Genomic DNA, 19,715 nt, shown 5'->3' with positions numbered 1-19,715 from the left:
GTAGAATGAAAAAGGTTTTATTTTTAATTTTCGCAAGTTTATTAGTATTAGGAGCATGTGGTTACAACGATAGTGAGAAGAAAGAAGATAACAAAACATCTGAACACAAAAAATCTAATGATCCAAAGAAAGATAAAAAATTAGAAAACAAGGATAAATCAAACAAAAACACTAATGATGATAAACAAGAAGCTAGTTCAGATGATAGTAATAATAATACTGCTAACAATGAATCTGAAAGCGCATCTAAAAACGATAATAAGAAAACTCAAAGTGCTAACAGTAATAATGAACGTCCACAGGGTAAGACAGTTCAACCAACGCAACAAAACCACCAACAACAATCTAACAATAATCAACAACAACAATCTAACAATAATCAACAACAAAATAGTAATCAACAATCTCAAAATAACAATGGTTATATGACGCAAGAACAAATAAATGAATGGAATAAAAATAAACCTACTACACACGACGAGTCACAAATGGGTTATGGTCGCGAAGACTATGAACAAGCACTTAAGGAAAGCCAAAAGGTTTGGAACAATCCTAACGCACACGTAGGTGGTCCGCGTTGGGTTGGCAAAAACGAAGGATATGAGAGTTGGGCAAAAAGACAACAAGAAGTCCAAAACTCAGTAGCTGAATAATTATATGGGTAGCCCGCCTACCCTTATTATTTTTTTACTTTTTTTGAGGGGGAAATGAAATGTCAGTAAGAAAACAACCGAATGGTAAATGGTATTACGACTTTGGATATGAAGGCAAAAGATATAAAAAGAAAGGTTTTAAGACTAAACGTGAAGCTACGGAGGCTGAATCTATAGCTCGTAACAAATTAATGAAAGGCTTCATAATCAATAATAAAACTTCTTTTATAGATTATTACAATGATTGGATCGTTGTTAATAAAGAAGATGTTGTTACTGAAAAATCATATGCCACATTCAAAAATGCAATTAACCAATTCAAAAAGTTTTTAGAAAAAGAAAATCTCAAAGATATTTTAATGTCTGATCTAAACATGACTATTTATCGGAAATTTATTAAATGGTATGGTGCTAATCATTCAACAGAGACGGTAAGAAAAATTCATAACTGCTTAAAACAGTCGATAGATGACGCTATACAAGAAGGGTTAATCCACAAAGATCCTACATATAAAGTTGTTACTAAAGGAACTATACCACCCCAACGTGAAGAAGAAAAATTTATGAGCATTGATAATTTTATTAAACTAAAACAATATGTATCTAACACACCTATTCAATCATATGTATTTATCTACATTTTAATTATTACTGGTGGAAGATTCGGGGAGGTTCAGCGACTATGTACAACTGATTTAAATTATAGAGAATGCACAATACATCTTCCGGGTACTAAAACAGAGACATCAGATAGAACCGTAGATGTTCCACATACTGATATGAAAATATTGCAAAAAACACTAGCTCAAATGCCAGTAAATCTATCCACACGACTATTTAATACAGGAGTATCTTTAATCACACATAACGCAGTATCTAAAGTTTTACAGAAATTCTGTTTAGAAAATAAAATCGGTAAATATACGCTGCACAGTATTAGACACACTCATTGTTCTTATCTATTACACAATGACATATCTATTTATTATATTTCAAAAAGATTGGGTCATAAGAATATCAAAACAACAATGGATGTATATTCGCACTTATTAGATGAAATTGAACAAAAAGAAAAAATTAAAGCTGTAAAACTTTTAGAAAATATGACGGGGACGTTTTGATGAATTTCGGGGACGTAAATAGATATTTTATGAAATCTCGGGGACGTTTCGGGGACGTTCAGGTTGAATTACGAGGTTCAACGAAAATTAACAAGATATAACAAAACCCCGTCAAATCAACGTTTTGTTTTACGAGATTTAACGAGGTATAAGCAAATAACGGAAACGGAGGGATTCGAACCCTCGCGCCGCTCTCGCGACCTACACCCTTAGCAGGGGCGCCTCTTCAGCCAACTTGAGTACGTTTCCATATGGCTCCGCAGGTAGGATTCGAACCTACGACCGATCGGTTAACAGCCGATAGCTCTACCACTGAGCTACTGCGGATTAATTTAATTTATCTCTATCAAGCACAAATATTATTATATCAATCCTGTTCAGTTTTTCAAGAGAAATCTTAAAAAAATATACGGAACATTTACACTAATTTAATATTAACGCCCCGCATATTTTAAAATTAAACAAACAATTTTAATCTTAATTTGTGTAGATAAAAATATTAAAATGGTGTCTACTTATCATCTAAAAGAGAATACCTTGAGAGAGCTTCAAATATATTTAACGATGATTGATTATAATCAATGGGTTGTTCTGGATTATTTGATTTCATACGTGCATGTTTATCTACCATATAATAATAAATAATCGCATTTGTATATTGATGCCATAAGCTATGATATGAAACGTTTAATATAAATGATTCACCATTAGCAAATATCACTTTACTTTTACGATTTTTAAGTTCTTTGATGTTGTCGATATAATGCATGTTTATCCAGATGTTTTCGTCTTGTCGATCAGAATGTGTTGGGAAAAAATAAGTTGGAAATAAAGGGGTAAGTAAAATAGGTGGTTTACTAGAGATACCTGTAATTCTATTAGTTTCAGATTTTTTGCTTAGGTAGCTATTACCATAGAATTTGCAGGACCTCTCGATAATTCTTTGAACTTTAAATGGACTTTCCTTTCGTGATTTATCAAATCTTATAATTTCTGCACCTGAAGTTTGCTGATATTCATCATACCTTGGTCGAATTAACATGTCACCTTTTCTAATAACATAGATTGATTCACTAAAATTAGTCATTCGATTACCTCACTTCACAAAAAAATAAATTATTGTTACTATTTTCTTTTAATAATAATAACTTAATTTTATTTTATACGAGCCTTAAATTAAGTCAAGTTCTACTTTTATTTTCTTTTTACACATATTTCTTTTAAAATGTCAGAATATTCATTGATTTCAAAAATTAAAAACTGTATAATACTCATATATCAATAAATAGGAAAGGTAGTGATTTTCATGAATCATAATACAAATGTAAAATACACTACACTTGAAGACTTTGTAACAACAGTTAATGATTTAGGTGTAGAACTTGTAATTGATGAAGCATTAAGAGAAGCTAGGAAGAAAAAACTTGAGACTCTTATCGACGAAGCACTTGTTAATAAGAATGAGAAAGATTTCAAACAGTACATAGATGAATATAAAAAATTGGAGGCTTTTCTCAGTGAATAAATTAGATTCGAGTCACTCATTATAAAAGGTCTATTCCCTACTTTAATTTAAGTTTAGAGAATAGACCTTTTTTATTTTATTTAAGACATTAATCTTATAATTTCATATTTATCAATATCACCAAAATAATGGTATAGATTATAATTGGATAATGCTTCCTCAATATGCTCGAAGTCATGTAAACAACCTTCAAGTGCATATTCAAGTTCGGTTACATCGCCTTCTCCAAAGAAGTCTCCAAATATTTTCGCATGTTCAATACGTCCTTTTTTAACATCAAATTTAATTTGTATAAATCCCTTTTCAAATTTTTCTTCACGCTCAAAATTATATTTAGGATTTTTACCATAATTCCATTCCCAAGTACGGTATTTTTCGTTGCTTAACTGTTTGATTTTAGTCCAATCGTCATCAGTTAATACATATTCTTCTACTTCATTTTCCCCAAAAATAGTCTTTAGAATAATTTGCTTAAATTCATTAATATTTAGTGGTTCTTCTAAAAATTCATCAATGTTAGCCACACGTTTTCTTACAGATTTAACGCCTTTAGATTTAATTTTAGCAGGATTAACTTTTAACGCATTTTGAACTTCATCAAGTTCACAATTTAACATCAGAGTGCCGTGACTAAACATTCTATTTTTAACCTTTACCATTGCATTCCCTGAAATTTTAGCTTCACCAACTTGGATATCATTACGGCCCGTCATTTCAGCATTAACTCCTAAAGATTGTAAAGCTTGCACAATCGGCAATGTAAACTTTTTAAAGTTGTGAAAACTATTGCCATCATCATCAGTAATAAAGCTAAAGTTTAAATTACCTGTATCGTGATATACCGCACCACCTCCAGATATACGACGCACAACATCAATGCTGTTCTTATCAATATATTCTTTATTAACTTCCTCAATTGTATTTTGATTCTTGCCTACAATGATTGAAGGTCTGTTAATATAAAATAAAAAGTAACTTTCTTCAGCTGGAAGATTTTTAAGAACGTACTCCTCCATTGCTAGATTGAGCGTGGGATCAGTAATATTATTATTACTAATAAACTTCATAACATTCCTCTCCTTAAAGTATCTTTCTATATGCCCTTACCCTAGTTATGAATGATTTATATTAAAAATTCCAATTATTTACTCATTTATGTCTTACTTTTCATATTTATATATAACAATCTTAGTTTTTTAAGGATATTAGTTTATTTGTTATGTAAATTTTAGTACAATATTATCTAGCTATGATTTAAGGGAGGAGTCATTATGACTGTTGCAGAAGTAGGTAATATTGTAGAATTTTATGACGGTTTAAGAGGCCGTGTAGAGAAAATTAATGACAATTCTGTTATTGTAGACTTAACAATTATGGAAAACTTTAATGAATTAGATTTACCTGAGAAAACTGTCATTAATCATAAGCGATATAAAATCGTTGAACAAGAAGGTTAATTATAATGAAAAATGTTTCTAAAGCTTTAATTTGGTTTATTATAAGCTTCATCGTCTTTCACGCAATTTTATTTGTGATGTGGGGTGAACACCAAGAGTACTGGTACTTATACACTGGCATTATGCTAATAGCAGGAATAAGTTATGTTTTTTATCAAAGAGACATTGCATCTAAACGATTATTAACTTCAATTGGAATTGGTATAATCACAAGTATTGTACTTATAATCGTACAACTCATTTTTTCACTTATTTCATCAGAATTATCGTACGCATCATTAATCAAAGAATTATCAAGAACAGGCGTTTATTTCAAATGGCAAATGCTCATTACGTTAATATTCGTAATTCCGTGTCATGAGTTATATATGAGAACTGTTTTACAAAAAGAATTAATTCGTTTCAACTTACCTAAATGGGTAAGCATATTAATAGTTGCAATCTGTTCAAGTTCATTATTTATCTACCTTGATAATTGGTGGATTGTATTCTTTATCTTTGTAACTCAAATCATTTTATCATTAAGTTATGAATATACTAGACGAATAGCAACTACTTCAATAGCACAAATTGTTGCTATAATATTGTTATTAATATTTCATGGATAAAAAGCATTTCTTAACCCTTCTCTTGCGGGTTAAGAAATGCTTTTTTTGTTGAAGTAATTTTATTAATCATAACGTTGTTATATATTGAGAGACAAATTAGAGATTAACTTTAAAATTATTCATTACTTTAACATTGTAATCTGCATTTTTCAGATTATTTCTAATCAGTCCCCCCATTGTTTCATCGTGAGTTTCATGAACAATCGCATCTTTCAAGTAATCTTTGTAATTTCTATAACAATAATCTGTCATGGTGATTCTATACATTTGATTCTCATCTATATTATCTATTTTAACTCTGTGGTATGGCTGTTGTTTCATATCGACTGTATAATTAATACCTTGCCAGAATGTAAACAACGTTTCATCAATAATTGTTAAACTTAATTTTCCTTGTTCGAATTCTATATGGGAATAGCTATACTCTAGAATATCTTTTATGTTTTTCCCTCTTACCGTTAGATCAACAGGTTTGTCTGGATGTGGATATGCCTCATATAAATCCCTATTGCGAATAACTCCACCTAGTCCTTCCTCTCCGTTTATAGGTAGGTGCACACATGAGATTTTATAATCATACGCAGCTTTGATACCATCATGAAGTAATTGAGCAAATGGATGTGGCTGACAAATAATGTCTTCAATACTATCAATAATTAGATTAAATTTGTTATTAGATATAATTTCATCTGCCCAGTACTCGACAGCTTTACGATCATAATGCGTCTCATTTAGTAAATCTTGATCTTCATTATAGTCATTTAAATCTATCACTTTTGATTCGATATTTTCTATTTCATATGAACTCGTACGCTTTTTAAAATGAATTGATAAATGTACTAACTCTTCAGCATTTTGACCTGCTTGTACATAAACTGTTTCATGATCTTTACCAACAATAGTTTGATGTTGATGAGCTGTAATAATTAAGTCGATGACACCTAATTCTTCCATAATTTTTTCAGCTTCGTTCGCATTTCTTTCGTTTCGTTTACTCTTATTACTAATTTTATTAAGACCACCATGATAAATAACTATAAGAAAATCTGGCTCCTCAACTTCATGAATATATCTAATCCAACGCTTAGCTGAGAGAAGCGTCTTTTCAATACTGACATCATTTTCCATTTCAGCATATTCATTTTTCATTAAACCATCAGCTGTTAATCCGACAATAGCTATCTTTAAATCATCATAGTTTTTAATTGTATATGGTGTTGAAAAATATGGCTCACGCGTCACTGTGTACTCTATATTTGCTGATAACCAAGGAAAACGGGCTAACGCAACTGAACGCGTTAAGAATGACAAACCAAATTTAAATTCATTAGGGCTTATCCCACTGGCATCGTATTGCATAGCATTCATTAATTTAATCATAGGGTGACGCTTATAAGGAGCTACTACCGCATAATAAAATGCTGCTAACGAACCTGCTAAGCTACCTCCACTATCAAGTAAAATAACATGCTTATTTTGTTTACGAGCATCTTTGACATATGTGCCTGCTCTGTAGATATTTGATCCATAGTCCCCGTTTAAGAAGTGACTATGCATATCTGAGGTTGCAATCACATCTACAGTAATATTTTCATTTTTTTCCATCTAGCCACTCCTCTCATTAAAGTAAGTTTAACATGTAAATATCTTGTAGTGTAATTAATATAAAAGTAATTCAAATCATGCCTTTGGAAAACAAAACACAATAATTAATAAAAACTTATCTAAACATAAAAACACTTCTGATAAATAGTATTCATTTACCAGAAGTATTTTATAAAAATTATCCTATTTGAATTCGTTCTTTAGGATAGCTAAATTTATCAGGTTCTTTACGTCCAGCTAAAATAATAATAAATGATATCAAGCCGACTCGTCCGATAAACATCAAAATCATTAGTACAATTTTAGTTAAATTACTAATATTATCAGTTGCACCTAAACTTAAGCCACACGTACCGAATGCTGACATTACCTCAAAAAAGATTTGTATAAATGTCAATTTACCTTGTTCAGTAGCAGCAATAATAATCATACTTACAAAAGTTAGAATTGATGCCATTGTAAATACCGCAAAGGAACGTTGAATATCCATAATATGAATTTCTCTATTAAAGGCTTTGATACCTGTTTTATCAGCAGTATTATTAAAATTAATAATAAAAAGAATAAGAATAGCAAAAGTAGTTGTACGGATACCTCCACCAACCGAACTTGGAGAGGACCCAATAAACATTAATATGCTCATTATAATATTTGTGGCATCACTGAAATGTGACACATCAATTGTTTGTAAGCCAGCACTACGTGTAGTCGCAGACTGAAATAATGAATCAAATAGAGCCTGATGCCAACTCAATCCCTTGAAGGCATGGTTATGTTCTAATAACAATATAGATAGTACACCGAATACAAATAAAAATAGATATGTAGACGTTGTTATTTTAGTGAATAATGAGAATCTAAAATTAGTTACTCTATTTTTTATGTATGCTTTAAGTTCGAGAAGAACAGGAAATCCAATCGAACCTAAAACAATTAGAAACATAACTATTGTTTGAACAAAATAATCTTTTGCATATGGCACAAGAGATTCTCCCGTTATATCTAAACCACCATTTGTTGTAGCAGAAACCGATACAAACACACCTTGCATAAAAGCGTGTTTTAAATCAGGATTATCTCGATAAAAGTAAAATGCTAATAATAATGCGCCTACAAGTTCAATTACAAATATTGTTCTTACAATCTCTAAAATCAATTTTACAGTACCACTCATCGTGTCTTTATTATTATCTAACATGATAAGTTGTCGTTCTCTTATACCAATATGCTTACCCAACACTACCCAGAGTAATGTACCGATAGCCATGACACCTATTCCACCGATATTTAAAATAATCAAAATGATTATTTGTCCAAAGGTAGAATAAGTATCAACTATATTTACTGGTGTTAATCCTGTCACACTAATTCCAGAAACCGCAACAAACAATGTATCTATAGGATTAACATCAACTCCATGTTTATGTACAAAAGGTAAATTTAATAATAAAAATGCAACCACAATGGCAAAGAGGTAATAAAGAACAATCCCTTGTTGAGGACTTGATTTCTTAAGTAATTGACTTAATATAGACATAAATTTCACCTCAACGTTTATTTCAGTTTAATTTGAATAGTTTTTTCTGTACCATTTCTATAGATTTTAGCTGTTAAAGTTTTTAAATCATCTCTATGGCTAAAAATAATTTGTCTATAGCGTAAATTATCTTCAACGGTTTTACCATCTAATTCTACTATTACATCATCTTTTTTCAACCCTGATTTTTCACCTAAGCTATTTTCTTTAATATCATTAACAAGCACACCATTGTTAACACTTGATGGAAGGTTGGCTTCCTCTCGTTCTTCACTTGAAATATCTGCTACATTTTTTATTTTTATACCAGTGTTAGGGTATTGCACTTTTCCATTGTCTTCTAATTGTTGTGCTATTTTACGTACATCATTAATCGGAATTGCAAAGGCCATACCCTCTACATTTTCCATATCTATCTTCAACGAAATAATACCTATAAGTCTACCATCTTTATCAACTACAGCTCCTCCAGAGTTACCTGGATTAACTGGGGCATCAACTTGAAATGCTTTCATCAACACATCATAACTATTGTCTTTATCTATATCTACAGGTACATGACGATCTAAACCTGAAATAATCCCTTTAGAAACACTACCTTTGAAATCTACTCCTAAAGGATTACCAACAACTAATATTGATTGTCCCAATACTAAGTTATTTGAATCACCTAAAGTTATTGGTTTCATACTTTCATCTGATAACTTAGCTTTTACAACAGCAATATCAGACCATTTGTCTTTGCCAACCACTTTTCCTTCAACAGACTTATTATTATTGTATGTAACTTTCTGTTTATCTTTATCTCCGACTACGTGAGCATTCGTTAAAATATAAATAGAGTCGCCTACTTTTTTGTAGACGACACCCGAACCAATTTCATTATCTGAACCTGATTTACTTTTAGGAATAGTAGTATTATTAGATACATTGTTTTGAACAGTTACTACTGATTTGACAGAGTTATTAGCGTTTTTCATTGTAGTTGTATAATTCTTGTCATTTCCATTAAAAGCACTATCATTAGTATGATCATTTTTATTAACTGTTGTAAATATAGCATTTAATATAAGTAATAATAAGATAATACCTATGATAATTAAAAGTTTTGGCCAGTGTTCTTTAAAGAAAGCAATTATTGCGTTCTTGATGTATTCAAAATTATCATTTTTATTACTCGTTTTTAGAGAATCTTTCTTTGAATATTTATCATTACCTTTGTCATCATCATTTTCCTTATCATCTGAATGATGATTTATAGATGAATATGGCTTTTCTTTGTTTTGTTCAGAATCTAAATGACGCTTATCATTATTTTTTCTCTTATCTGTTATATTATTAGAAGTTTCTATCTGATTATTGTTCTCATAATCACTATCTTTAGTGCTAACCTCTTTTTTATCTGTTGTTTCATTTATATTAGACTGTTCTTGTTGAACGTTGTCATCATTTTCTTTAGCGGTTTTAACGGTTTTGTCTTCACCCTCTATGTCCTTCGGTTGGTTAGTGATTGAATATGGCACTCTTGTTTCTTTATGATTATGATTTACTTGTTCATCTTCAACTTCACTTCGTGGTCTATCCTCTGAAGTTAAATGTGTTTGAGTGTGATCACCTAATTCTTTAGAATTAGAAGATTTTTTGCTCATTGAAGAAGGTTTTAATGCATCTGTTTGATTGGTCTCTTCATGTTTATTTTTTTGCCTTTGATTTGCTATTTCGTGTTGTTGTTGAATTTCTTCTTGAGTTAATTTCTCAATTCTTGCTTTACGTAAATTATCTTTAACGCGTTCTTCGTTAACCTTGGATTGTTGTTTTTCTTTAGCAACTTGCTGTTTTAGAGCTTCTCGTTCACGTTTAATACGTTCTTCTCTTTCTTCATTATGAAAATATTCACGTCGCTTTCGACGATACTGACTACGGGGTATGACTTGTTTTTTATCATTATCCAATTGATGACCCACTCCTATATTCACTTATATTAGTTAAATATGTAAAAATTATTAAATTTTAGTTATTTCTAAGGTTTTCAATACAGTATTATCGAGTTTGATTATAGTTTAAATTTTAATATTTTAACTATAAAACTGCAATGTTCAATACAATAAAGTTAAAAATAAACTCCACTCAAAAGGTTAGATGAGTGGAGCAATGTTTAAATAATAAACTATTTATTCTTCTTTTTGTTTTTAATGACGGAAGTAAACCATCCTATAATCACTAGTAAAATAAGCACTGCCCAGAAAATGGATTGCCATAAAGCACCATGAGGGAATTCTTCTGGTAAAACGCCAATATCTGGATGCGCAAGAACCATTACAACTAATTTAATACCAACCCAACCAACGATGGCAAAGGCTGCTCCCTCTAAACCTGGATATTTATTTAATAATTCAACGAACCAATTTGCAGCAAATCTCATAAGAATGACACCAATCATGCCACCTAAGAACATTACTATAAATTGACCTAAGTCCATTCCACCGAAGTGAATCCCCATCTTAGGTAATGTCACTGCTATAGCTAAAGCAGCTAACATTGAATCAATAGCAAAGGCAATATCTGCAAATTCTACTTTGAAAACTGTGCCCCAAAATGCTTTAGGCCCAACTTTCTTTTCATTTCCTGAATCATCATAGTGATGATCATCACCTGAGTCTTTATGATGCTCTTCTTCTGATTTATGGAAGAAATCCCACAAATTCTTGATAGACATATAGATTAAATAGATTGCACCTGCAGCTTGAATCCACCAGAAGTTCGCAATAATACTAATTAAGAATAAGGCTATAAATCTAAATATAAATGCTCCTAATAAACCATAAAACAATGCCTTCTTACGTTGTTCTGGTGGTAAGTGTTTTACCATTACAGCCATAACTATTGCGTTATCAGCTGCTAATAAACCTTCTAAGAACACAAGCACTAAGAGTACCCATAAATAAGGTAAAATCAAACTTGGATCCATAGTGGACAACTCCTTTATTAAAAAATACAAATAAAGAGACCTATGCTAAATAATAGCAAAGGTCTCACTAAGCAATTGTATTGCCCACTTTACCGGAAGACTTACCTTCGTAATGACGATAAAGTGTTAAATAGTAGTTGCTAATAATTAAAGTTCTACTATCCTCTAGTTACTCCCCTCTGACAAAGTTGTCATAGGTATTCATTTGTTAATAATAGTATACATAGATTGTACAAGTAACACAATCTAAATCGTATCTACTTCGTTTAATACGTTCTTAAAGAATACCCCGTTGTCAATAAAGTTAAACTCAAAACTTATAATAAACTATATAACTTAATATCAGGGAATTTCTCTTCAAACCAACGAGTAGCAAATTCATTTTCAAATAAGAAGACAAAGTTGTCATAGCGGTCTTTCACTAATATAGAACGTGAAGTGTTCATATTATCTTTAATATCTTCTTCATTTTCTATCCAACGCGCGATTTTTCTTCCAACTGGTTCCATTACTACATCAACATTGTATTCATTCTTCATACGGTGCTCGAACACTTCAAATTGTAATTGACCTACAGCACCAAGAATAATTTGATTGGTGTGTAGCGTTTTATAATATTGGATTGCACCTTCTTGTACAAGTTGTTCAATACCTTTATGAAAATGCTTTTGTTTCATTACATTTTTAGCTGAAACTTTCATAAAGATTTCAGGCGTAAATTGAGGTAAATCTTGGAAACTATATTTTTGCTTAGCACCGACAAGTGTGTCCCCTATTTGATAATTACCTGTATCGTATAAACCAATAATATCACCAGCTACAGCGTGGTTAACAGTTTCTTTATCATCCGCCATGAATGAAGTAGAACGTGTTATTTTTTGTTTCTTACTTGTTCTCTGTAATGTTACATCCATACCACGTTCAAAGGCACCACTAACAACACGCATAAACGCAATTCGGTCTCTGTGTTTAGGATCCATATTCGCTTGTATTTTGAAAATAAATCCTGAGAAGTCTGTATCAAATGGACTTACTTCAACATCTTCATTTGTTTGACGAGCGTTAGGCATCGGTGCGTGGTCAACATAAGCGTTTAAGAAGTTTTGAACACCAAAGTTAGCTAAAGCTGAACCAAAGAAAACTGGTGTGAGCTCACCGTTTAGTAACGCATCATTATCAAATTCTTCGCCCGCTTCTTCAACAAGCATCATTTCTTCAATAGCTTGTTCAAAGGCACTATCATTTTTAATATCATGATCTTCTTCTAATTCGTAATCATCATTGAGATGTAATAAATTTTCTTCATCTCTAAATGGCTCAATAGTTTTAGTCGCTCTATCTATAATACCGAAGAAATTTTGACCCATACCCACAGGCCAGTTCATTGGATACGTTTCAATATTTAATGTTTCTTCAATTTCATCTAACAATTCAAATGGTTCTTTACCAACTCGGTCAAGTTTATTGATGAACGTAAATATAGGAATACCTCTCATTTTACATACTTTGAAGAGTTTTAAAGTTTGAGGTTCAATACCTTTTGCGCAGTCAATGACCATGACAGCACTATCTACTGCCATAAGAGTACGGTACGTATCTTCAGAGAAGTCTTCGTGTCCTGGTGTATCTAAAATGTTAATTTTATAATCATCATAATCAAATTGCATCACTGAACTAGTTACAGAAATACCACGTTCTTGTTCTACTTTCATCCAGTCACTTGTAGCGAATTTCCCTGTTTTCTTACCTTTAACAGTACCAGCTTCTCTAATCGCTCCACTGAAGTATAATAATTTTTCAGTTAAGGTAGTTTTACCAGCATCCGGATGCGAGATGATGGCAAATGTTTTTCTTGACTCTACTTCTTCCTTTAAATTCATTCATCATTCTCCTTTTAGTTTGTTGCTATCCAATCACAAATGTCACGTGCGAGTGCATCGGCTTCATTTTCAGTATAAAAATTAAAAAATTGCATTAACAATTCTTCATGTAACTCATTAATAGTTAAGTCGAGGGGCAGTTCTACAGACCAAAATAAGTCAGGAATCGCTATCAACATAACGCCTCTATCGCTATTTTGATAGAAATAAATATTTATTATTAGTTCATTATACTGAAGTTGCTTAATCTTCAACAGGTCCACCGCCGAATTTCTTATAAGCAGCTTCTAATCCAATTAAATCATCTCTATGAGGAACTTTCACATGGCCAGGCATAATTTGATAAGGTTCTCTTCCTTTAGATGCCAATACTACTGTATCTCCAGGTTCAGCAACATCTATTGCATGTTTAATGCCTTCAGCGCGATCATCAAATTCGACATAATTATCATGAGTTGCACCTTTAGCTAACTCAGCTGTAAGCATTTTAGGATCGTCATTTGCAGGATTATCAGGAGTAAAGATAACATAATCTGCACGACATGCTACGCTACCCATCTCAGGTGTTTTAGTCATGTCTCTTTCTCCAGCCATACCAACTAAGAAAATCAATTTCTGTTTAACGAAAGGTTTTACAGCGTCAATCAATTTATTCATACCATCTGCTGTATGAGCGTAATCAATAATTAAATCAATTGGTAATGAAGGATCGAGCACCTCTAATCGTCCTTCTACGGGTTCAAGAGAAGTTACCGCATTAATAATTTCTTCCATAGAAGCGCCTTTACTCCAAACTGCAATGATAGCAGCCATTATATTAGAGATATTGAATCGACCTACATATGGTGATTTAACTCGATAATCTCCAAATGGTGTACTTAAATCAAACTCCACACCCTGTAACGATTCATTAATATTCTTAGCCATAAATTGAGCTTCGTTATCTATGCCATATGTAAACACTTCATAAGGTGTCACACTTGCTAAATAATGAGAGAAATCATCGTCATTATTAAGTACGACGTATTTTTCTTTAGCTAAATCTTCACCAAGTTGGCTAAATAATAATGATTTCGCGTGGCCGTATGCTTCCATAGTGCCGTGAAAATCTAAGTGATCTTGTGTTAGATTTGAGAAAATCGCAACATCAAATTCTACACCTCTTAACCGACCAAGTGATAAACCATGACTCGATACTTCCATTGTCATAGCTTCGGCATCAGCATCAACTGCTTCTTTAATCTTTTTAGTTAATGAAACTGTTTCAGGCGTTGTGTTGGCACCTTTAGTCTTTGTTTCATTGATTTGGAATCCATTGGTACCTAAATAGGCACTATTTTTATTTAATTTTCTATAAATGAGATGAATCATTGTTGCAATTGATGTTTTTCCGTTAGTCCCCGTGACACCATATGTAGTCAACTGATGACTTGGAAAATCAAATAACGTATGTGCTAGTAAACTAGCTACTCTTAATGTATCTGGAACAACAACTTGAGTCACTTCCCCATCAAGTTCAAGTTCCCTGTTTACCACTACAATACTACAACCTTGTTCAATTACATTTTGACAAAATTTATGACTATCTACCGTATATCCTTTAGATGCTACGAAAATACTTCCTTCTTTAGCTGTACGTGAATCAGTAGTAATATCATCTACATTTTTATCTAGTGTTCCAATTACATTTTTCACTCTTATTTTCTCGAACAACGCACTCGCATTCAAAATGTATCGCTCCTTTTTTTACAATAATTCTATTATACACATTTTACTAGTGTTGATAAATTTATTCTTATTTATTGAGGTTCGTTATTAAAATAAAGTCCTTCTATATTTAATAGGAGGTAAAAATTTAATTAAAAATATTCTTCATTGTAAAATTAAGTCAATTTTTATTAAGCTTAAGTAAAAATATCTTAAAAATATTTCTATAGCCCCAATCATCCCAATACATTTCCCTTAATTAATGCTAGTATGAAAGTAAATTAAGAAAATATAAAGTTTTTAATAAGTTTATTTTGTGTTAGTACGAAGTTTAGATTGAGTAATTAAAAATTTATTTTGAAGATGAGTGTGGTATAATGCATAAATAAAAATTTAAATTACTTAGTTTACATAGTTAATTCATGAATTTGAAATGTGTTGCACACTGTATTTATCATGCTAAGAAGCGACAACTTCATGTCGCTTAATTCCTTTTATAATGTATGAAAATACGTTACACTTATTATAAATTTTAAAAATTAATGGAGGGTGGCTATAAATGGTTACTCAAAATAAAAAGATATTGATTATTACTGGATCATTTGGTAACGGTCATATGCAAGTCACACAAAGTATTGTCAACCAATTGAATGAAATGAATTTAGATCATTTATCAGTAATACAACATGATTTATTTATGGAAGCTCACCCAATTATGACTTCTATTTGTAAAAAATGGTATATCAATAGCTTTAAATATTTTAGAAATATGTATAAACGTTTTTATTATAGCCGCCCTAACGAGCTTGATAAATGTTTTTATAAATATTACGGATTAAATAAATTAATCAACTTACTCATAAAAGAAAAACCAGATTTAATACTTTTAACATTCCCTACACCTGTCATGTCAGTACTTACTGAGCAATTTAATATTAATATTCCAATTGCAACTGTTATGACAGATTATCGCATGCATAAAAATTGGATTACCCCAGATTCTCAAAGATATTACGTTGCTACAGAGGATACTAAAGATGATTTCGTTGAAGCAGGCGTGCCAGCTTCTCATATAAAAGTAACTGGAATCCCTATTGCTGATAAGTTTGAAGACTCCATTGATAAAGAAGCTTGGTTGTCTAAGCATCATTTAGATCCAAACAAACCAACTATCTTAATGTCAGCAGGTGCATTTGGAGTTTCTAAAGGTTTCGATTATATGATTAATGAAATCTTAGAAAAAAGTCCTCACTCTCAAATAGTGATGATATGCGGACGTAGTAAAGAACTGAAACGCTCTTTAAAAGCAAAATTCAAACATAATCCAAACGTTTTAATTTTGGGTTATACCAACTATATGAATGAATGGATGGCTTCAAGTCAATTAATGATTACTAAACCAGGTGGGATTACAATTTCTGAAGGACTCACACGTTGTATCCCAATGATTTTCTTAAATCCAGCACCTGGTCAAGAACTTGAAAATGCTCATTATTTCGAAGATAAAGGGTTCGGTAAAATTGCTGACACACCAAATGAAGCCATCGATATCGTATCTCATTTAACAAACCATGAAGACAGACTAGAAGCTATGACAAATCAAATGCGATTATCAAAAGTAAGTTATTCTACTCAGAAGCTATGTAGAGATTTATTAGATTTAATTGGTCACTCATCTCAACCAGAAGAAATCTACGGAAAGGTTCCTTTATATGCAAGATTCTTCGTTAAATAATTACTCCAATAACAAAAATTTTGTTATTATGTTAGTTATTTTATTCTTAATGGAATTTGCACGAGGCATGTACATACTTAGCTATATTAACTTCTTGCCAACAGTGACGTCGATTGCAATCGCAATTACTTCATTTGCATTTTCTATACATTTTATAGCTGATGCAGCAACAAATTTTGTTATCGGATTTTTACTTAAGAAATTTGGTGCAAAGATTGTTTTAACTGCAGGCTTTTTACTCGCATTTGTAAGTTTGTTTCTAGTCATCTGGTTCCCAGCATCACCATTCGTAATCATATTTAGTTCTATTATGCTAGGAATAGCCGTTAGTCCGATATGGGTCATCATGTTATCAAGTGTTGAAGAGAATAATCGTGGTAAGCAAATGGGGTATGTATACTTCTCATGGTTACTAGGTTTATTAGTCGGCATGGTCGTAATGAACTTGTTAATCAAAGTACACCCTACTCACTTTGCTTTCATGATGTCTCTCGTAGTTCTTATCGCATGGGTATTATATTATTTTGTTAATATACAATTAACGAATTATAATACGAAACCTGTCTCAGAACAGCTTAAACAAATCGTTGATGTTACAAAACGACATCTCGTATTATTTCCTGGGATATTACTACAAGGTGCAGCAATTTCAGCATTAGTGCCTATACTTCCTAAATACGCTACAAAAGTAATCAAAGTTTCTACGGTTGAATACACTATTGCAATCATTATAGGTGGTATTGGTTGTGCATTTTCAATGTTGTTCTTATCAAAGATTATTGATAATAATAGTCGTGGATTTATGTATACCATTATCTTTGGTGGTTTCATATTATATACGTTATTAATATTTGCTTTATCATTGTTAACTAATATCTACTTAGTTTGGGTAATAGGTCTCTTTATTGGATTAATGTATGGAATACTTTTACCTGCGTGGAATACTTTTATGGCTGGTCATATTAATCCCGAAGAACAAGAAGAAACTTGGGGCGTATTTAATAGTGTTCAAGGATTTGGATCTATGATTGGACCATTAGTTGGTGGATTAATCACTCAATTTACAAATAATTTAAATAATACATTTTACTTCTCAGCTATGATTTTCCTATCTTTAGCTGTATTCTATGGTTATTACTTTATAAGTAGTAGACAAAAAAGGAAATAAAGTATTTCGAAGCCTATTGATGAATTTTCATTGATAGGCTTTTCTTTGGCTTAATGTACTTCTTTTTTTCATTTGAGATAAAACATAAAAATCCGCTACAAAAAAAGGATGAATCGACACCCTTGTACAATTCATCCAATCATTTATATTAATTATCCTAACTCAAATGTTTCTACTACTGTCCATTTATCGTCTTCTTCACTATATTGTAATAAAGAAAGTTCGTTAATTGTCTCTTTATGGTCTACCCCTGCTAATTTTACTTGACCATAGATATCTTCAAATTCTTGACTTGATAAGCCTTGTGCAATTGTAAAGTGCGGAACAAATGGATGTTCAGCCTTACCATAAAACTCGTCAGTATTGAATTGATCAAAAAGTTTTTCTAAAGAGTCAGTTTTAGCTACTTTGAAGTAAATAACATTAGTTGTTGGTGCAAAACTTGAAGCTTTCGTTGCATGAACATCAACTGGTTGAATGTCACTAATACGTTTTTTCACTTCTTCTTTAATAGAATCTAATTCATTATCATCAATTTCAAATTGAGATTTAATTGTTATATGAGGCATGATTTGTGCATAATGCGTATCATAGCGTTTACGATAAGCATTCACCTCTTCTTGGAATGACTTAGACGGAACTAATGCTAATCCTAGAATCATTTAAATTCCTCCTTTGTTTAACATATTTCCATTATATCAAAATTTTTTGAAAACCGTTACTTTTAAAGTGAAAACAATTACATTTCTGAAATATCTACATTTAGTAAGATTTATATTTATAGACTTCACTAATAGAGTATAAATATTAGGGAGAACGCTTAATCTGGAATGACATCACTCAAGAAATATTCAAGAATATCTCCTAATAATGGTTTCCATGATTTCCAACTATGCCCACCCTCGAACTCAGTATAGTAATAATCAACATCATAATCTTTAATAAGGTCAGCTAATTCACGGTTAGGCGTAAGAAAATTAGCACGTTTACCATTTGTAGGTAATGTGAAGTCTTCCTCCTCTAAGCCAATTGCGTGCCACAGTGTAAGTTGATTTCTATTATCACAATTAACTACTTTTTGTTTAACATTATCGTCATACATTGGGCTTAGCATTGCTGCCTGACTAAATATAGTTGGATATGTTAGAGCAGTCATTAAAGCGATACTACCAGCCAAACTATCTCCAATTAACAATCGAGCATTACCTACTTTATAAGTTGGAAAAGTAGAATCAATAAAAGGTAATATTTCTTTACCAATTGCTTGAACTGTCAAATGTGAACGACTGCCTGATGGATGAAACTCTTCTCGTCGTTTATCAACATCTTCATAATGAAACCCGACAATAATTGCTCTTTGAATAGAATTATCCTTTCTCAACTGTTCGTATGTACGTTGAATTCTACCGAATCTTAAGAAATCTAATCCATCAAAGCATATAATAACTTGATACTTAAACAACTCAGTATATTCTTCAGGTAAATAAATGGAGAGTGTCACATCTCTATCTAGAATGTCACTGTGTATTACTTTTTTATTTATTTTTCCAGCGTTAAACTCTGTCATATGCGTATGCCCCCTCATAGTAGTATTATCATTGTATCAAGACTTGCAACACATTTAAATTCTCTAAAATGGTTTTAAGCAGAATCCTCAGTATCTTATTACTAATTTTCAAAATATGGAGAACCTTTAAAAAAATTAAGCGAAAGCTGTTTCATAGCGTCTTTAACTATGATTTATAAAGTAT

The 19,715-nt window shown here is 31.5% G+C and carries 18 protein-coding genes, 2 tRNA genes, 1 pseudogene and 1 riboswitch; of the genes and pseudogenes, 8 read left to right on the top strand and 13 right to left on the bottom strand.

Going from position 1 to position 19,715, the window contains the following annotated elements; translation table 11 throughout:
• The first annotated feature begins 5 nt into the window (after positions 1–5).
• From AC3WQX_RS02045 to AC3WQX_RS02035, 3 genes and pseudogenes are all read left to right on the top strand, one after another.
• A complete protein-coding gene (locus AC3WQX_RS02045) occupies positions 6–653 on the top strand; it encodes a hypothetical protein (protein ID WP_023350566.1) in 648 nt (215 codons plus the stop codon).
• A gap of 59 nt (positions 654–712) precedes the next feature.
• Positions 713–1,159, top strand: a pseudogene (locus AC3WQX_RS02040) (phage integrase SAM-like domain-containing protein); the annotation flags it as partial.
• Between the two features lie 57 nt (positions 1,160–1,216).
• Positions 1,217–1,774, top strand: coding sequence for a site-specific integrase (locus tag AC3WQX_RS02035; RefSeq protein ID WP_413492055.1), 558 nt, complete (start codon positions 1,217–1,219; stop codon positions 1,772–1,774).
• A 160-nt stretch (positions 1,775–1,934) separates the two neighbouring features.
• On the opposite strand, the gene AC3WQX_RS02030 is transcribed toward AC3WQX_RS02035, so the two are convergent.
• The 3 genes from AC3WQX_RS02030 to AC3WQX_RS02020 form a co-directional block, all read right to left on the bottom strand.
• Positions 1,935–2,023, bottom strand: a tRNA-Ser gene (locus AC3WQX_RS02030).
• A gap of 3 nt (positions 2,024–2,026) precedes the next feature.
• A tRNA-Asn gene (locus tag AC3WQX_RS02025) sits at positions 2,027–2,101 on the bottom strand.
• Positions 2,102–2,285: 184 nt separating this feature from the next.
• Positions 2,286–2,861: a competence protein ComK gene (locus tag AC3WQX_RS02020; protein WP_023350568.1), complete on the bottom strand. Its 576-nt coding sequence runs from the start codon at positions 2,859–2,861 to the stop codon at positions 2,286–2,288.
• Between the two features lie 219 nt (positions 2,862–3,080).
• Between AC3WQX_RS02020 and AC3WQX_RS02015 the strand changes: the two genes are divergently transcribed.
• Positions 3,081–3,299: an IDEAL domain-containing protein gene (locus AC3WQX_RS02015; RefSeq protein ID WP_023350569.1), complete on the top strand. Its 219-nt coding sequence runs from the start codon at positions 3,081–3,083 to the stop codon at positions 3,297–3,299.
• 80 nt (positions 3,300–3,379) lie between these two features.
• Here AC3WQX_RS02015 and lplA read toward each other — a convergent pair whose 3' ends face one another.
• Positions 3,380–4,366 (bottom strand): lipoate--protein ligase, encoded by a 987-nt coding sequence (gene lplA, locus AC3WQX_RS02010; RefSeq protein ID WP_023350570.1) that lies wholly within the window; start codon positions 4,364–4,366, stop codon positions 3,380–3,382.
• 204 nt (positions 4,367–4,570) lie between these two features.
• On the opposite strand from lplA, the gene AC3WQX_RS02005 reads away from it, so the two are divergent.
• Both AC3WQX_RS02005 and AC3WQX_RS02000 read left to right on the top strand, forming a co-directional pair.
• Entirely contained in the window at positions 4,571–4,756 is a 186-nt protein-coding gene (locus tag AC3WQX_RS02005; protein ID WP_002433441.1) for a YkvS family protein, read from the top strand.
• Positions 4,757–4,761: 5 nt separating this feature from the next.
• The gene (locus AC3WQX_RS02000; RefSeq protein ID WP_002433304.1) at positions 4,762–5,364 is read left to right on the top strand and encodes a CPBP family glutamic-type intramembrane protease; all 603 of its coding nucleotides are present in this window, start codon (positions 4,762–4,764) and stop codon (positions 5,362–5,364) included.
• A 96-nt stretch (positions 5,365–5,460) separates the two neighbouring features.
• On the opposite strand, the gene AC3WQX_RS01995 is transcribed toward AC3WQX_RS02000, so the two are convergent.
• From AC3WQX_RS01995 to AC3WQX_RS01965, 7 genes are all read right to left on the bottom strand, one after another.
• The gene (locus tag AC3WQX_RS01995; RefSeq protein ID WP_023350571.1) at positions 5,461–6,969 is read right to left on the bottom strand and encodes a bifunctional metallophosphatase/5'-nucleotidase; all 1,509 of its coding nucleotides are present in this window, start codon (positions 6,967–6,969) and stop codon (positions 5,461–5,463) included.
• Between the two features lie 178 nt (positions 6,970–7,147).
• On the bottom strand, positions 7,148–8,506 hold the full coding sequence (locus tag AC3WQX_RS01990; protein ID WP_002469916.1) for a TrkH family potassium uptake protein: 1,359 nt from the start codon (positions 8,504–8,506) through the stop codon (positions 7,148–7,150).
• Between the two features lie 17 nt (positions 8,507–8,523).
• On the bottom strand, positions 8,524–10,458 hold the full coding sequence (locus AC3WQX_RS01985; RefSeq protein ID WP_023350572.1) for a trypsin-like peptidase domain-containing protein: 1,935 nt from the start codon (positions 10,456–10,458) through the stop codon (positions 8,524–8,526).
• Positions 10,459–10,673: 215 nt separating this feature from the next.
• Complete coding sequence (locus tag AC3WQX_RS01980) at positions 10,674–11,474, bottom strand: TerC family protein (protein WP_002432975.1); 801 nt, start codon at positions 11,472–11,474, stop codon at positions 10,674–10,676.
• Between the two features lie 69 nt (positions 11,475–11,543).
• A riboswitch (yybP-ykoY riboswitch) is annotated at positions 11,544–11,664 on the bottom strand.
• 127 nt (positions 11,665–11,791) lie between these two features.
• The gene (locus AC3WQX_RS01975) at positions 11,792–13,354 is read right to left on the bottom strand and encodes a peptide chain release factor 3 (protein WP_002433266.1); all 1,563 of its coding nucleotides are present in this window, start codon (positions 13,352–13,354) and stop codon (positions 11,792–11,794) included.
• Between the two features lie 14 nt (positions 13,355–13,368).
• Positions 13,369–13,608, bottom strand: coding sequence for a YueH family protein (locus AC3WQX_RS01970; RefSeq protein WP_023350573.1), 240 nt, complete (start codon positions 13,606–13,608; stop codon positions 13,369–13,371).
• Entirely contained in the window at positions 13,598–15,082 is a 1,485-nt protein-coding gene (locus tag AC3WQX_RS01965) for a UDP-N-acetylmuramoyl-L-alanyl-D-glutamate--L-lysine ligase (protein WP_023350574.1), read from the bottom strand. The genes AC3WQX_RS01970 and AC3WQX_RS01965 overlap by 11 nt, the downstream gene beginning before the upstream one ends.
• A 538-nt stretch (positions 15,083–15,620) precedes the next feature.
• Between AC3WQX_RS01965 and AC3WQX_RS01960 the strand changes: the two genes are divergently transcribed.
• Positions 15,621–16,796 (top strand): diglucosyl diacylglycerol synthase, encoded by a 1,176-nt coding sequence (locus AC3WQX_RS01960; protein WP_002433223.1) that lies wholly within the window; start codon positions 15,621–15,623, stop codon positions 16,794–16,796.
• Entirely contained in the window at positions 16,774–17,964 is a 1,191-nt protein-coding gene (ltaA, locus tag AC3WQX_RS01955) for a lipoteichoic acid biosynthesis MFS flippase LtaA (RefSeq protein ID WP_023350575.1), read from the top strand. Before AC3WQX_RS01960 ends, ltaA begins: the two co-directional genes overlap by 23 nt.
• Before the next feature lie 152 nt (positions 17,965–18,116).
• Here the strand turns inward: ltaA and AC3WQX_RS01950 are convergent, their stop codons facing one another.
• Together AC3WQX_RS01950 and AC3WQX_RS01945 are read right to left on the bottom strand one after the other, a co-directional pair.
• Positions 18,117–18,626, bottom strand: coding sequence for a YjcG family protein (locus tag AC3WQX_RS01950; protein ID WP_023350576.1), 510 nt, complete (start codon positions 18,624–18,626; stop codon positions 18,117–18,119).
• A 158-nt stretch (positions 18,627–18,784) separates the two neighbouring features.
• Positions 18,785–19,531, bottom strand: coding sequence for an esterase family protein (locus AC3WQX_RS01945; RefSeq protein ID WP_023350577.1), 747 nt, complete (start codon positions 19,529–19,531; stop codon positions 18,785–18,787).
• Between the last annotated feature and the right edge of the window lie 184 nt (positions 19,532–19,715).

This window comes from Staphylococcus sp. FW104-15G4D (genome assembly GCF_058790135.1).
This window is presented reverse-complemented; position numbering and strand designations above follow the sequence as displayed.

What these genes read in the sequence shown, in the direction of transcription:
- AC3WQX_RS02045 (WP_023350566.1), top strand. Translation starts at nt 6, where the DNA reads ATGAAAAAGGTTTTATTTTTAATTTTCGCAAGTTTATTAGTATTAGGA.
- AC3WQX_RS02035 (WP_413492055.1), top strand. Translation starts at nt 1,217, where the DNA reads ATGAGCATTGATAATTTTATTAAACTAAAACAATATGTATCTAACACA.
- AC3WQX_RS02020 (WP_023350568.1), bottom strand. Translation starts at nt 2,861, where the DNA reads ATGACTAATTTTAGTGAATCAATCTATGTTATTAGAAAAGGTGACATG.
- AC3WQX_RS02015 (WP_023350569.1), top strand. Translation starts at nt 3,081, where the DNA reads ATGAATCATAATACAAATGTAAAATACACTACACTTGAAGACTTTGTA.
- lplA (WP_023350570.1), bottom strand. Translation starts at nt 4,366, where the DNA reads ATGAAGTTTATTAGTAATAATAATATTACTGATCCCACGCTCAATCTA.
- AC3WQX_RS02005 (WP_002433441.1), top strand. Translation starts at nt 4,571, where the DNA reads ATGACTGTTGCAGAAGTAGGTAATATTGTAGAATTTTATGACGGTTTA.
- AC3WQX_RS02000 (WP_002433304.1), top strand. Translation starts at nt 4,762, where the DNA reads ATGAAAAATGTTTCTAAAGCTTTAATTTGGTTTATTATAAGCTTCATC.
- AC3WQX_RS01995 (WP_023350571.1), bottom strand. Translation starts at nt 6,969, where the DNA reads ATGGAAAAAAATGAAAATATTACTGTAGATGTGATTGCAACCTCAGAT.
- AC3WQX_RS01990 (WP_002469916.1), bottom strand. Translation starts at nt 8,506, where the DNA reads ATGTCTATATTAAGTCAATTACTTAAGAAATCAAGTCCTCAACAAGGG.
- AC3WQX_RS01980 (WP_002432975.1), bottom strand. Translation starts at nt 11,474, where the DNA reads ATGGATCCAAGTTTGATTTTACCTTATTTATGGGTACTCTTAGTGCTT.
- AC3WQX_RS01975 (WP_002433266.1), bottom strand. Translation starts at nt 13,354, where the DNA reads ATGAATTTAAAGGAAGAAGTAGAGTCAAGAAAAACATTTGCCATCATC.
- AC3WQX_RS01960 (WP_002433223.1), top strand. Translation starts at nt 15,621, where the DNA reads ATGGTTACTCAAAATAAAAAGATATTGATTATTACTGGATCATTTGGT.
- ltaA (WP_023350575.1), top strand. Translation starts at nt 16,774, where the DNA reads ATGCAAGATTCTTCGTTAAATAATTACTCCAATAACAAAAATTTTGTT.
- AC3WQX_RS01950 (WP_023350576.1), bottom strand. Translation starts at nt 18,626, where the DNA reads ATGATTCTAGGATTAGCATTAGTTCCGTCTAAGTCATTCCAAGAAGAG.
- AC3WQX_RS01945 (WP_023350577.1), bottom strand. Translation starts at nt 19,531, where the DNA reads ATGACAGAGTTTAACGCTGGAAAAATAAATAAAAAAGTAATACACAGT.